Here is a 12,560-nt window from a genome sequence, read left to right on the forward strand (position 1 = left end):
CCGGCAGAATGCTTCAATCTGACCAGGAAAGGCATCTGACATGCCGGAATTCGAGCTCACCGCCTCCCCGTCACCGGAAGAGCTCGCGATCATCACCGACGGCCTGACAGCCTTCAACACGGAAGATGTTGGCCCGTCCAAACGGCAGGCGCTTGCCGTTCTGATCCGTGATACAGATGGCAAGGTCTCCGGCGGTCTGTCGGGCTACACCGCCTGGGGCTGGCTCTTCGTGCAGATGCTCTACATTCCCGACATGCTGCGCGGCAGTGGCATGGCAGGCAAGATCCTCGCGAAGGCGGAAGAAGAAGCCGCCGCCCGGGGCTGCCGTGGCGCCTGGATCGATACGTTCAACCCGCATGCGCTCAGCGCATACAAGCGTCAGGGCTATGAAGTCTTTGGCGAACTGCCCGATTTTCCCGAGGGCAGGACGCGGACCTTCCTCAAGAAGAGGCTCTGACGAGAGCAATTCCAGCAAAAGTGCGCAGCTGTTTTGCGTCCGGAATTGCGTAAGAACAAAGAGATAGAGTGTTTCCGTGATCCGAAGAAGAACGGAAATGCTCTATCGCCGCCAGGCGATCGTGCCTTTCAGCCGCGCATGCGTATCTTCCGCGATCGGGACCACGAGCACACGGCCCGGATCGACGGGACCGGGAAAAGTCAGTGCGCCATATGCGACCTTCTCGAAGCCGAGCGGGCCGTAATACGGCGGATCACCGACGAGGATGATGGCTTCCGAACCCTTGCGTTTGGCGGCCTCGACCGCGATGCGCACCAGTTCGCGGCCAATGCCCTTGCTCTTGTGCGACGGCCGCACGGCAAGCGGTCCCAGGAGATGGCCTTTCACCGTTCCGGCCAGAACCGGCGTCATCCGCACCGAAGCGATCGTCTCGCCGTCATCGGCGCAGATGAAGGAGAGCGACAGGTCATGCGGTCCCTGCTCGCGAATACGGGCAGCGGCGCGCGTGTGCCGGCCGGGGCCGAATGCTTCTTCGTTGATGAGTTCAATAGCCGCGTCGTGAGACGCATCCTCAGTGAGGTAGACGAGATCGTGCTTGTACATGAGCATGGGAACAGAGACCGTATAGACGCAGATGTGGGTTCGCGAACACGCCGTCGGGCGTTCGGGAGCATCAGCGTCGTCGCAGGCCTCTGAGAATAGACATCAAGCAGGATTCCAGAAATTTGTGAGGAAGGCGGATAGCAGGAAAAATTTCCGTCGTCCATTGCAAAAATTCGGCCAAGAATTAAGCGACCGAGACGCAGTGTTCAATTTTTGCCGACCTGCAAAAAGCGGTGTGCTGCGATATCTATGCGAAACGAACAATTTCAGAGGTACAAAACATGGGCATGCTGGTGGACGGCGTCTGGCATGACGTCTGGTACGATACGAAGGAAACGAAGGGCCATTTCAAGCGTCAGCCCTCGCAGTACCGCAACTGGATTACAGCTGACGGAGAGGCCGGTCCCAGCGGCAAAGGCGGCTTTAAAGCCGAGGCGGGCCGTTATCACCTCTATGTCTCCCTCGCCTGCCCCTGGGCGCATCGCACGCTGATCTTCCGCAAGCTGAAGAAGCTCGAAGACCTGATTTCCGTTTCGGTCGTCGATCCGCTGATGGTGGAAAATGGTTGGGAGTTCAAAGTCGGCAATGGCGCCACCGGCGATCACCTTTTCGGCTCCGAGGCACTTTGGGAAATCTACGTGAAGGCCGATCCGCACTATTCCGGCCGCGTCACCGTACCGGTTCTCTGGGACATCAAGACGAGCACGATCGTCAACAACGAATCGGCTGAAATCATCCGCATGTTCAACAGCGCCTTCAATCATCTGACGGGCTCGACGGCAGATTATTACCCGGAAGACCTGCGGGCCGATATCGATGCACTGAACGACATCGTCTATGACACCGTCAACAACGGCGTCTACAAGTCGGGCTTTGCCACCACGCAAGCGGCTTACGAGGAGAATGTCGTCAAGCTCTTCGAAACGCTGGATAAGCTCGATGAGCGTCTCGGCAAGGGCCGCTACCTTTTCGGCGATCGCCAGACCGAAGCCGACTGGCGGCTCTTCACGACGCTCGTGCGTTTCGACCCTGTTTATGTCGGCCACTTCAAGTGCAACATCCGCCGCATCGATGACTACCAAAACCTGTCGGGCTATCTGCGTGACCTTTATCAGACTCCCGGTGTCGCTGAGACGGTGAACCTGCGCCACATCAAGGAGCACTATTACCGCAGTCACAAGACCATCAACCCGACCGGCATCGTGCCAGCCGGCCCGGCACTCGATCTCGATCGGCCGCACGGCCGGGACAGGCTCGCAGCCGCTGCCTGAGCCTCACCAGTAATGCGCCGGCTCCGCCTCACCGCGGAGTTCAGCCAGCCTTCTATGCGTCGCTTCAGTCGTCTCCGCCGGCAGCTTGTCGATTTCGAAAAAGCCGCTCTCGGCAATTTCCCAATCCGGCAAGCGCGGCGCGGTCTGTTCCACGATGGCTCGGTAGAAGACCACATGGTCGCGCCGGGTGATATTGGTGTTGAAATAGACGTGAAAGAGCTGTGGCTTGCCCACGATCTTGAGGTTGCCTTCCTCCCGCAACTCCTTGATGAGCGCCTCTTCTGCCGTCTCGTTTCGTTCCAGCCCGCCACCTGGCATATGCCATCCGCCGGTGTAGCCGTGACGAACGAGAAAGAGGCGCCCCTGCTCGTCGAAACAGGCTGCACGCACCCCCATCGTCATGCCGCGCGCGACGGAAAAATACACGTGCAGCAATCGCACCAACACTTTCATGTGAAGGGGCCATGTTTGTTTGTCTGCCATGGGTTCTTTCATACTCTCATCGCGGGGATGTGTTTGAATTGTAAATAAGCTGGTCTATGTGTCGTTGCATGTTCAAGCTCGCGCATATCTCCGACGTCCATCTCGGACCCCTGCCCCGCCTTTCCATTCACGAACTTTTCTCAAAACGTATTACGGGCTTTGTGAACTGGCACCGCAACCGGCGCAAGCATCTTTTCGGCAGCACGCTCGATCTGCTTCTGGACGATATCCGCTCACACAAGGCCGACCATCTGGCGGTGACCGGCGACCTCGTCAACCTCGCAAGCGGCATCGAGATTCGGAGCGCGGCAGCCTGGCTGCGCGAACTCGGCGATCCCGCCGCGACATCGGTCGTCCCTGGCAACCACGATGCCTATGTGCCGGGCTCCTATGAGAAGTCGATGCGCGCCTGGTATGACTATGTGCGCGGCGACCTTGCGCCACCGGAATGGGAAGAAAACCGGCACATCTTTCCCTATCTTCGCATCCGCGACAAAGTCGCAATCGTCGGCTGCTCGACTGCCGTTGCAACTCCGCCCTTCGCGGCCTCCGGCTTCTTCGGCGCGCGCCAGGCGCGCGATACGGTCAACATGCTGCGTGCTGCCGGCGAGGCCGGTCTGTTCCGTGTCGTCATGATCCACCATCCGCCGATCCGCGGCGCGACCCGTTTCTATAAACGCATGATCGGCATCCGCCGCTTTGCCGCCGTCGTCTCCACCGGCGGAGCCGAGCTCGTGCTGCACGGCCATACCCATCTCAACACACTCCACTGGCTGCGCGGACAGACAGGCCCCGTACCCGTCGTCGGCATCGCTTCGGCATCGCAAGGACCGGGCGGCATCAAGCCGCGCGCCGCCTACAATCTCTTCTCCATTTCCGGTTCTCCCGGCGCTTGGGAAGTGAAAGGCGAGCGCTTCAGCATAAATGATACGGGCGACGGAATGATGCCGGAAAGTGCAGATATTTTCGCGCTTTAGAGGCGATTGCGGAATCAATTTCGGCAGTTGTTGAATCAACATGTGAAGAGCGATCGCCAATGTCGCAACATTGGCAATAAAGGCCGCCGGGGCTCTTGGTATTTTTAAACGTCGGCGTACAATTCAACAACCGCAGCGCTTCAAAACGGAGTACGCCCGATGACTGCTTCTCTTCATCGCCTGTGCAGACTTTCGCTTGTTTCCGTCTTTGCTTTCGGCCTCGCCACGTCGGCTTTCGCGGTCGGCGGCGGGAACGATGACACCTCGCCGCCGCAGAAGACCCAAACGACCAAGACCTGCACCAAGGGCAAGGTCTGGGATGCCAAGAAGAAGGAATGCGTCGATCCGAAGAAGCAGAGCTTCAACGATGACGATCTCTACAAGTTCGCCCGCGAATTTGCCTATACCGGCCAGTATGAGAACGCCATTACGGTGCTCAATCTCGCCAAAAACCAGAACGATCCGCGCATCTTGAACTATCTCGGCTATGCCAACCGCAAGGCCGGCCGCATGGAGCTCGGCATGTCCTACTATAAGAAGGCGCTGCAGCAGGATGAGAATTACATCCTCGCCCGCTCCTATATGGGCATGGCGCTCGCCGAGCAGGGAGACATTCAGGGCGCCCGCGTCCAGCTCGTCGAGATTCGCGATCGCGGCGGCGAAAATACCTGGGCCTATCGCGCTCTGCTGCAGAGCCTGAACGGCTACAGGACATATTGAGGCAAGCTCCGCGGGGTATGGTGCGGAAATCCCTTGGGATGGGATGGATGAATTGAACCCCGCGCTTGCGAAATACAGGCGACTTGTTCCATAAAAGCCGCCTGCATGGCCGGGATGAATACGATGGCTTCGCACCCGCCGGGCAAGGCCCGCATGCGAAGCTGGCCCATATTTGAAGCTGGTATGAGTTTCGGCCAATGTGAATGCTTCTTGGAAAAACCATGCGCCAACCCGCCACCACCACCGATATCCGGCGTGATCTCGTCGGTCTCCTGCCCCGCCTCCGCCGCTTTGCCATCACGCTCGCGGGAGAGACGGCTGCGGCCGATGAGCTGGTCCAGGCGGTCTGTCTGCGCGCAATTTCCAAAGGGCATCAGTGGAATGGCGAAGGCCGGCTGGAAAGCTGGATCTATACACTTGCACGCCAGCAATGGGCCGACGACAGCCGCAAGCGCAAGCCGCGTCCGGTCGCACGGGGCAATGTAACCGATATCCGCGATGCCATTCGCGACCGTACAGCGTTCGTCGATACCGACGCCCTGCACCGCATGCTCGCGGAAATGCCCGAGGGCGTGGCCAGCATCTTCGTGCTGATCGACGTGGAAGGTCATACCTATCAGCAGGCAGCCGAAATCATGGGCATTGCGATTGGCGGCATTGCCGGTCAGCTTGCGACCGCACGACTCCATTTCGCCGCATTGTCCGGTCACAATCCGCCCGTCCACAGGTACTGACTGATTTGCTCGATTTCAAAAAACAGCCGCTTGAAGCCCAGCTTGCCGCCCTCCTTGACGGCGAAACCACACCGGAACAGAAGCTGGAACTGGAAAGCAGGCTGGCAACGGATGAAAACGCCCGTAAAATCTACGACAAGCTCCGCCACGGCGTCGATTTCGGCCGTCGCAAGTTGGACGACATGCTGAAGGAACCTGTTCCGCTGGCGCTTGTTCGCTCGATCAAGAGCACGCAGCCACCGAAGACGCCGATCGCCCAGCGCAACGCGCGCCCGCAGCTGAAGCTCGCGCCAAATGGCCGCCAGGCGCTTGCCGCAGCCCTCATTCTCTTCGTCGTCGGCGGTGGCATCGGCTATTTTATCGGCAATGCGCGGGATACGGATGACGCCACACCGATCGCAGCCCCCCAGATCAACACCAATGACTGGCTGGGTGACGTCACCGCCTTCCAGCGGCTTCTCGTGCGCCAGCAGCGTCACCTCGTCGAAGTGCCGGCCTCACAGTCCGAGGAAATCTCCTCCTGGCTGACGACCGCGATCGGAGTGCCGTTTCGCGTGCCGGATCTCTCGGCCGAATCCTGGACCTTCCAGGGCGCGCGCGTGATCCTTGGCGACAGCCGACCTGTCGGCCAGCTCGTCTATTCCAATGCCGATGGCGATATCATCTCGATCTGCTTCCGAAAGGATGCGCAGCCACCGGAAACGGAAGACTTCAAGGAAACGATCCGCGACGAGATCGGCCTTGTAACCTGGCACAATGCCGGCACGTCCTATGTGCTGGCAGGCCCCTCTGCCGAAGCCACGCTCAGCCAGCTCGCCATGGAAATCGCCGCCGCCATTTGACGGTTACGGCACCAGCACGACCTTTCCGCTGACCCGACGCTCCTCAAGCGCACGATGCGCCTCAGCGGCTTCATCAAGCGAAAACCGACCGCCGTGCACGACCTTCAGCGCTCCGGATGCGGCAAGATCAAAGAGAGCAGCGAGATCGCCCTTCCATTTGTCAGCCGCAATCAGCGGCAAGAGTGAAAAGCCCTTCAGCGACTGGTTCATATTGAGCATGGAGCCGATCTCGGAAAGCTCCAGCGAGAACCGCCCCATGGCTGCAAACAGCATTTCTCCGGCGGGAGCAAGAGCAGTCAGAGACGCCCTCGCGATATCGCCGCCGACCGTCTCGTAAATGACATCGGCCCCCTGCCCTCCGGTCGCTGTCCTGACCGAACCGGTCCACTCTTCGGCGGTGTAATCGACCGCCACATCGGCGCCGAGGGAGAGTGCAAGATGCCTCTTCGCCTCACTGCCGGCTGCAGCAATTACCATGCTCGCACCTTCGAGCCTGGCAAGCTGCAGCAACAGAGACCCGACCCCACCGCCAGCAGCGTTGACGAGCACCACCTTTCCCTTCGGCGGACTACGACGCACCATGTGCAGAGTCGTCAGACCCTGCACCATCAATGCCGTCGCATCCGCAAAGGAAAGGTCGTCCGGCAAACGCACCGCCGCTCCAGCATCCACAGCCACATATTCGGCATAACCGCCGAAGCCACGACCGATTGCAAAAAGCGGCACGGCGACACGCGCGCCAAGTAGCGACGGATCTGCCTCCGCCCCAAGTTCCTCGATGTTGCCTGCCACTTCCACACCGGGAAAGACAGGCAGCGGTGGCGTTACGGCATAGCGATCCGCCCGCATCAGAACTTCGAAGAAATTGACGCCGGCGGCATGGACGCGCACCAGCACTTCGCCGCCTTTGGGCTTCGGGATCGGCACCTCTACAGTTTCGAGAACCTCAGGCGGGCCGAAGCGAGTGAACTGAACGGCTTTCATGGCAGACCTCACGTTTTGATGGCGTAAGGCAGGCTCTAGCACTCGATTTCCGGTTCAAAATACACACATATGAGTGCCATACCCACCAGGAGGTGACCATGGCCGAGCCTATGAAAAGACTGCCGAAACTGCCTGTAGAACGGGCTTTGAAGGTTATTTCCGGGCGATGGAAACCCGTCATCCTCTATCATGTCTTCTCAGGATCGAAACGGCTTTCAGAGCTCAAGCGCATGATGCCCGAGATCACTCAGAAGGTGCTGATCCAGCAGTTGCGGGAGATGGAGGAGCACGACCTTGTACGCCGAGAAGTCTTTGCAGAGGTGCCCGCACGCGTGGAATATACCGCGACTGAACTTGGCCTCGGGTTGGAGCCGATCCTTCTCGCCCTCTGCCAATGGGGACAAAACCACGCGCAAGCGCAGGGCGAGCTCGATGAGCTCGCCGATTGCATCGTCAGGCCGCGTCACCCCGAAGCGATCGCGGCCTGATCAGAATAGTCAGGCCTTGCCGGCCTTCACGTCGAGCACGCGGTTGGCAGCCGAGACGATCGCTTCGAGTGATGCCGCCACGATATTGGTGTTGATGCCGGCACCAAAGAGCTTGCCGCCCGGATAGGACGTCTCGACATAGGAGATGGCGGCGGCATTCGAGCCGTGCTGCAGCGAATGCTCCGAATAATCCTCGACCGACATCTCGATACCGAGATAGTGCGACAGCGCATTGATGAAGCCATCAATCGGGCCGTTGCCACGGCCTTCGATACGCTTGATCTCACCATTGTCGGTAATCTCGGCCGCCACGATCCGCTGTCCCTTGTGCTCTGTATCGGGATAGGTGTGGTGATCGACGAACCGGAGACGGGCGCCCGGCTGGGTCACATAGCGCTCGATGAAGCGGTCGTGGATACGCTTCGAAGGAAGCTCCTTGCCCTCTTCATCGGTGATGCGCTGGATGTCTTCGCGGAATTCGACCTGCAGATTGCGCGGCAGGTTGAGCCCGTAATCCTGCTGCAGGATATAGGCGATGCCGCCTTTGCCCGACTGCGAATTGATGCGGATGATCGCTTCGTAGGAGCGGCCGACGTCACGCGGGTCGATCGGCAGGTAAGGCACTTCCCAGACTGGATGGTTGGCAACCTGCGCCGCCTTCATGCCCTTGTTGATCGCATCCTGATGCGAACCGGAAAAGGCCGTGTAGACCAGTTCGCCGACATAAGGGTGACGATCGGCAATCGCCATCTGGTTCGAATATTCGAACACTTCCTTGATGCGTTCGATGTTCGAGCAGTCGATTTCCGGATCGACGCCCTGCGTGAACATGTTGAGTGCCATGGTGACGACGTCGACATTGCCAGTGCGCTCGCCATTGCCGAAGAGCGTGCCTTCAACGCGATCGGCGCCTGCCAGCAACGCCAGCTCGGCGGCGGCAATGCCGGTGCCGCGGTCATTATGCGGATGCAGCGAGATGATCAGGTTTTCTCTGTTATCGAGATTGCGGCACATCCATTCGATCTGGTCGGCATAGACGTTCGGCGTCGCCATTTCGACGGTCGAGGGCAGATTGATGATGAGCTTGTTGTCAGGCGTCGGCTTCACCACGTCGATGACGGCGTTGCAGATTTCCAGCGCCACGTCCAACTCGGTGCCGGTAAAGCTCTCGGGTGAATATTCGAAACGGTAGCCGCCGCCGGCCTTGGCAGCCATATCTGTGATCATCTTGGCGGCATCGACGGCGATCTGCTTGATGCCCTGCACATCCTTGGCGAACACAACGCGGCGCTGCAATTCGCTGGTCGAATTATAGAAATGCACGATCGGCCGGTTGGCGCCTTCCAGCGCTTCGAAGGTACGCGTGATCAGCTCGGGCCGGCACTGCACCAGCACCTGCAGCGAGACATCATCGGGCACATTGCCCTCTTCAATGCACCAGCGGGCAAAATCGAAATCTGTCTGCGAGGCAGAGGGGAAACCGATCTCGATATCCTTGAAACCCATTTCCAGCAGCAGCTGAAACATGCGGGCCTTGCGATCATGGCCCATCGGATCGACGAGCGCCTGATTGCCGTCGCGCAGGTCCACGGAGCACCAGATCGGCGCCTTGGTGATGGTCTTGGTCGGCCAGGTGCGGTCGGGAATGTTTACCTGCGGATAAGGCCGGTACTTCACGGCGGCGTCGGGCATGCCCTTGGCGGAAGCAGCGCTTGCGGAGGATCGGCTGGTGTTCGTATCCATTGTCTTGTCTCCTCGTCCCGGCATTTGCCCCGCGTCTTAGCCGATCATATCTGGCTTGGCGACTGCAAATGCGGACCTTTACTCGGTCGTTTGGTCAATTTTGAGAGTGAGTCGCGAGGAGCGATGGCCGGGCGGGCTTTCGGCCGCCGGGCGCTCCTCAAAGGACCCGGCAACCGCGCGTAAGGCCGAGGAGAAGAAGCGAGGTCAGGGCGCGCGTATTGTCACGCAGGGCCGTGCGGCTGCGTGCAATCGTCTCGGAAATCCGTGCGCTCGTGCTCTTCATGACCGCGCTTATAGCCTTCGCCGCAAATTCCGGCAACCCCTCGCCTATTTTTTCCGCGCCTGCACTATCCGGGACAGCGCAAGCATCAGCCCGCCGGCAATCAGGCCCCAGAAGGCGCCGGAGATACCACCGAAGGAAACGCCGGAAGCCGTGACAAGAAAGGTGATAGCCGCCGCCTCACGTGACTCCGGCGCCTGGAAGGCAGCCATGGCAGAACCGGAGAAGGCGCCGACCAGTGCAAGACCGGCAACGGCCTCAATCAGAATCGGCGGCGCCAGCGCGACAAAGGCGGTCACCGCCCCGGCAAGCAGGCCGAAAATGACGTAACCGACACCCGAAATCAGCGCTGCCCAATAACGTCGCGAAGGATCGGCATGCGCATCCTGCCCGGCGCACATCGCTGCCGTGATCGCCGCCAGGTTGACCGCATGCCCGCCGAAGGGCGCCGCCAGAAGCGAGAAGACGCCGGTCACGGCAAAGAGCGGGCCTGGCATCGGATCATAGTGATTGACCTTCAGCACCGCGATGCCGGGAATATTTTGCGAGGCCATCGTCACGATGAAGAGCGGCAGGGCAATGGACACGAAACCGGCGAGATTGAAGACCGGGTGAACGATATCGATAACGGGCACCAGCGACTGTTCGAGTGATGCAAACGCCCCTTCGGGAATATCGACGCCGAACGCCAGCACCAGCGCAAAGGCCACCAGCGCTGCCGGCACCGCCCACAGCCGCTTGAAGGCGCCGACCACAATCCAGGTCAGAATGATCGGCAGGCCTAACAGCGGATTGAAGGCAATGGCCTTGACCGGGGCAAAACAGAGACCGAGCAGCACGCCCGACAGCATTGCATTGGCAAGCGGCGCCGGAATGGCGGCAACCGCCCGTCCGAGCGGCTTGAACAGCCCGGCAATGACGATGAGCAAACCGCAAAGAATGAAAGCCCCAACCGCCGCATTGAAGCCGCCGTCGATCGTGCCGATGCTGGCAAGCAGTGCTGCCCCTGGGGTCGACCAGGCGATGCTGACCGGCAGACGCGTGACGGCGCTGAGCACGATGGCGCAAAGCCCCATCGAGATTGACAACGCCATCAGCCCGGAGGCCGCCTGCGAATCCGTCGCGCCCACTGCCTGCAATCCATGCAACACGACCGCAAAGGAGCTGGTAAACCCGACGAAAGCCGTCAGAAGACCCATGAACAGGCTCTGGACGGAAAAATCTTTGAGCATAACGCGACTCCGGCTGCGAAGATTGCGCATGGAGCCGCATAAGCGGGAGGCGCGCAAGCCGGATTGCCGCCGGAAATGTTCGCTTCGGCGGCAATCCCCCATATAACACGGCGCTATCTCGGTAGATATGGAAACGCCCCGCCTGCGACTGGCAGACGGGGCGTATATTCAAAAAGCTAGATGGCGAAAGATCAGATTTCGCTCTGCGAGGTCACGACGCGAGAGACGAGACCGTAGGCGACGGCATCTTCAGCCGAGAGCCAGTAATCACGGTCGATGTCCTTGGCGATCTTTTCTTCCGACTGGCCGGTTGCCTTCGAGAAGATCTTGATGAGGCGTTCGTTCATCTTGATGATTTCGCGTGCCTGGATCTCGATGTCCGAAGCCATGCCGCGTGTGCCGCCGGACGGCTGGTGCAGCAGGAAGCGGGTGTTCGGCAGGCAGATACGACGTTCCTTCGGAGCCGCGGCGTAGATGAGCGCACCAGCCGAGGCAACCCAGCCCGTGCCGATCATCCAGACCTTCGGCTTGATGAACTTGATCATGTCGTGGATGGAATCGCCGGATTCGACGTGACCGCCGGGCGAATTCACATAGATACGAATATCTTCGTCATTGGCGGCTGAAAGCGCCACGAGCTGGGTGCTAACCTTCTGCGCCAGTTCCTGCGTGATCGGCCCATAGATGAAGATCGAACGCGACTTGAAAAGGTTCGCCTCCGTTTCCTTGCCGAGCGGCAGTTCCTTCGTCTTGTCGTCCTGTTCTTCTTCGTCGTTCATTCGAACCTCTCTCACGTCTAATGCGGTTCCTCGCACATAGTGCGACTCAATGCGTAAAACAATGCGGGAAAAAGAGGAAGCAGGAAGCGGTGAAGATATTCTTATGACAAACGGACGATATCATCGCATCCTCTGAAAAGACCGGGAGAAACGCAAAATGACCTCCTCCTTTCTGCGTGCTGCCATCAGCAACAATGCATTCTGGTGCGATGCCGTCTGCAAGGCGCTGGGCTCGCCCGGTGAGTTTACGGCCACACTCTGGTTTCATCGTCGAGGCACGCCGCCCTTCTATCCCGATGCCGTAACGCTGACGGAGGCCGACGGCGAACAAACAGAGACGATCGCGACGCTGATCAATAGCGAGAAACGGGACTGGGCGATCAAGGACAGCTATGCGGCCCTCGATCTTGCGCCGCTCGGCTTCAAGCTGCTGTTCGAAGCTGAATGGATCGGCATGCGCATGCCAGTCTCAACGACGTCCCCAATCACCTGGCAGCGCGTGGAAAGCGCTGCTGACCTTGCGCGATGGGAGGCGGAATGGGGCAAGGCGAACGGCCCGGTAACGCAGAAGATCTTTACCGAACCACTACTCCACGATCCCGAAATCGCTTTTCTGCTCGGCTTCGAACACGGCCAACCGGTCGGGGGCGGCATCCTCAATCACCACGCCGGCGTCGTCGGCCATTCGAACCTGTTTGCCGAGGGCCGGCACGGTGAAACCATCCGCCGCGGGCTGATTGCGCAGGCGGCCGAACTCTATCCGCGAGAACCGCTTGTCGGCTACGAACGCGGCGACGAGCTAGACGAAGCGCTGCGCGTGGGCTTCGAACTTCTGGGGCCGCTGCGCATCTGGCTGAAGGAGGCCTGAGCTTACTGAAATGTAAGTTGCCAAGGCTTTGAAATGCCCCAATCGCTTCCTAACTCAGCCTTAGCGGCCCATCCGCCGAATGTTAAAGCCGCAGAACTT

14 protein-coding genes and 1 pseudogene are annotated in these 12,560 nt (G+C 59.7%); 8 read left to right on the forward strand and 7 right to left on the reverse strand.

All coding sequences use genetic code 11. The features are described 5' to 3' along the window. Positions 1-40 precede the first annotated feature (40 nt). Complete coding sequence (locus AB8B33_RS15700; RefSeq protein ID WP_310386918.1) at positions 41-457, forward strand: GNAT family N-acetyltransferase; 417 nt, start codon at positions 41-43, stop codon at positions 455-457. Positions 458-559: 102 nt separating this feature from the next. Here the strand turns inward: AB8B33_RS15700 and AB8B33_RS15705 are convergent. Further along, positions 560-1,131: pseudogene (locus AB8B33_RS15705) on the reverse strand (GNAT family N-acetyltransferase). 210 nt (positions 1,132-1,341) lie between these two features. Here AB8B33_RS15705 and AB8B33_RS15710 point away from each other — a divergent pair. Further along, positions 1,342-2,331, forward strand: coding sequence for a glutathione S-transferase family protein (locus tag AB8B33_RS15710; protein WP_439016068.1), 990 nt, complete (start codon positions 1,342-1,344; stop codon positions 2,329-2,331). 3 nt (positions 2,332-2,334) lie between these two features. On the opposite strand, the gene AB8B33_RS15715 is transcribed toward AB8B33_RS15710, so the two are convergent. Beyond that, positions 2,335-2,814 carry an NUDIX domain-containing protein gene (locus AB8B33_RS15715; protein ID WP_113322001.1) on the reverse strand — a complete coding sequence of 160 codons (480 nt, stop codon included), beginning with the start codon at positions 2,812-2,814 and terminating at the stop codon, positions 2,335-2,337. A 68-nt stretch (positions 2,815-2,882) separates the two neighbouring features. On the opposite strand from AB8B33_RS15715, the gene AB8B33_RS15720 reads away from it, so the two are divergent. The 4 genes from AB8B33_RS15720 (at position 2,883) to AB8B33_RS15735 (ending at position 6,087) form a co-directional block, all read left to right on the forward strand. Then, entirely contained in the window at positions 2,883-3,791 is a 909-nt protein-coding gene (locus tag AB8B33_RS15720) for a metallophosphoesterase family protein (protein WP_113322000.1), read from the forward strand. A gap of 159 nt (positions 3,792-3,950) precedes the next feature. Further along, a complete protein-coding gene (locus tag AB8B33_RS15725; protein WP_113321999.1) occupies positions 3,951-4,511 on the forward strand; it encodes a hypothetical protein in 561 nt (186 codons plus the stop codon). A 221-nt stretch (positions 4,512-4,732) separates the two neighbouring features. Then, positions 4,733-5,245 (forward strand): RNA polymerase sigma factor, encoded by a 513-nt coding sequence (locus AB8B33_RS15730; protein WP_310386912.1) that lies wholly within the window; start codon positions 4,733-4,735, stop codon positions 5,243-5,245. A 5-nt stretch (positions 5,246-5,250) separates the two neighbouring features. Beyond that, a complete protein-coding gene (locus AB8B33_RS15735; RefSeq protein WP_439016069.1) occupies positions 5,251-6,087 on the forward strand; it encodes an anti-sigma factor family protein in 837 nt (278 codons plus the stop codon). 3 nt (positions 6,088-6,090) lie between these two features. Here the strand turns inward: AB8B33_RS15735 and AB8B33_RS15740 are convergent, their stop codons facing one another. Beyond that, complete coding sequence (locus tag AB8B33_RS15740) at positions 6,091-7,071, reverse strand: quinone oxidoreductase family protein (RefSeq protein ID WP_439016070.1); 981 nt, start codon at positions 7,069-7,071, stop codon at positions 6,091-6,093. 98 nt (positions 7,072-7,169) lie between these two features. On the opposite strand from AB8B33_RS15740, the gene AB8B33_RS15745 reads away from it, so the two are divergent. Then, entirely contained in the window at positions 7,170-7,559 is a 390-nt protein-coding gene (locus AB8B33_RS15745; RefSeq protein WP_439016071.1) for a winged helix-turn-helix transcriptional regulator, read from the forward strand. A 9-nt stretch (positions 7,560-7,568) separates the two neighbouring features. Here AB8B33_RS15745 and leuA read toward each other — a convergent pair whose 3' ends face one another. The 4 genes from leuA to AB8B33_RS15765 form a co-directional block, all read right to left on the reverse strand. Beyond that, complete coding sequence (leuA, locus tag AB8B33_RS15750; RefSeq protein WP_439016072.1) at positions 7,569-9,302, reverse strand: 2-isopropylmalate synthase; 1,734 nt, start codon at positions 9,300-9,302, stop codon at positions 7,569-7,571. Positions 9,303-9,459: 157 nt separating this feature from the next. After that, complete coding sequence (locus AB8B33_RS15755) at positions 9,460-9,585, reverse strand: hypothetical protein (RefSeq protein ID WP_280110109.1); 126 nt, start codon at positions 9,583-9,585, stop codon at positions 9,460-9,462. 44 nt (positions 9,586-9,629) lie between these two features. After that, positions 9,630-10,844, reverse strand: a complete 1,215-nt coding sequence (locus AB8B33_RS15760) for a benzoate/H(+) symporter BenE family transporter (RefSeq protein WP_439016073.1) — start codon at positions 10,842-10,844, stop codon at positions 9,630-9,632. A gap of 161 nt (positions 10,845-11,005) precedes the next feature. Next, entirely contained in the window at positions 11,006-11,593 is a 588-nt protein-coding gene (locus AB8B33_RS15765) for an ATP-dependent Clp protease proteolytic subunit (protein WP_113321993.1), read from the reverse strand. Between the two features lie 157 nt (positions 11,594-11,750). On the opposite strand from AB8B33_RS15765, the gene AB8B33_RS15770 reads away from it, so the two are divergent. Beyond that, positions 11,751-12,461 carry a hypothetical protein gene (locus tag AB8B33_RS15770; RefSeq protein ID WP_439016074.1) on the forward strand — a complete coding sequence of 237 codons (711 nt, stop codon included), beginning with the start codon at positions 11,751-11,753 and terminating at the stop codon, positions 12,459-12,461. Positions 12,462-12,560: the final 99 nt, after the last annotated feature.

Origin of the sequence: Rhizobium sp. 768_B6_N1_8, from assembly GCF_051811225.1 — a bacterium.
GTDB lineage: Bacteria > Pseudomonadota > Alphaproteobacteria > Rhizobiales > Rhizobiaceae > Rhizobium.

Coding starts and splice junctions, on each gene's coding strand:
- AB8B33_RS15700 (WP_310386918.1), top strand. CDS start 41: ATGCCGGAATTCGAGCTCACCGCCTCCCCGTCACCGGAAGAGCTCGCG.
- AB8B33_RS15710 (WP_439016068.1), top strand. CDS start 1,342: ATGGGCATGCTGGTGGACGGCGTCTGGCATGACGTCTGGTACGATACG.
- AB8B33_RS15715 (WP_113322001.1), bottom strand. CDS start 2,814: ATGGCAGACAAACAAACATGGCCCCTTCACATGAAAGTGTTGGTGCGA.
- AB8B33_RS15720 (WP_113322000.1), top strand. CDS start 2,883: ATGTTCAAGCTCGCGCATATCTCCGACGTCCATCTCGGACCCCTGCCC.
- AB8B33_RS15725 (WP_113321999.1), top strand. CDS start 3,951: ATGACTGCTTCTCTTCATCGCCTGTGCAGACTTTCGCTTGTTTCCGTC.
- AB8B33_RS15730 (WP_310386912.1), top strand. CDS start 4,733: ATGCGCCAACCCGCCACCACCACCGATATCCGGCGTGATCTCGTCGGT.
- AB8B33_RS15740 (WP_439016070.1), bottom strand. CDS start 7,071: ATGAAAGCCGTTCAGTTCACTCGCTTCGGCCCGCCTGAGGTTCTCGAA.
- AB8B33_RS15745 (WP_439016071.1), top strand. CDS start 7,170: ATGGCCGAGCCTATGAAAAGACTGCCGAAACTGCCTGTAGAACGGGCT.
- leuA (WP_439016072.1), bottom strand. CDS start 9,302: ATGGATACGAACACCAGCCGATCCTCCGCAAGCGCTGCTTCCGCCAAG.
- AB8B33_RS15755 (WP_280110109.1), bottom strand. CDS start 9,585: ATGAAGAGCACGAGCGCACGGATTTCCGAGACGATTGCACGCAGCCGC.
- AB8B33_RS15760 (WP_439016073.1), bottom strand. CDS start 10,844: ATGCGCAATCTTCGCAGCCGGAGTCGCGTTATGCTCAAAGATTTTTCC.
- AB8B33_RS15765 (WP_113321993.1), bottom strand. CDS start 11,593: ATGAACGACGAAGAAGAACAGGACGACAAGACGAAGGAACTGCCGCTC.
- AB8B33_RS15770 (WP_439016074.1), top strand. CDS start 11,751: ATGACCTCCTCCTTTCTGCGTGCTGCCATCAGCAACAATGCATTCTGG.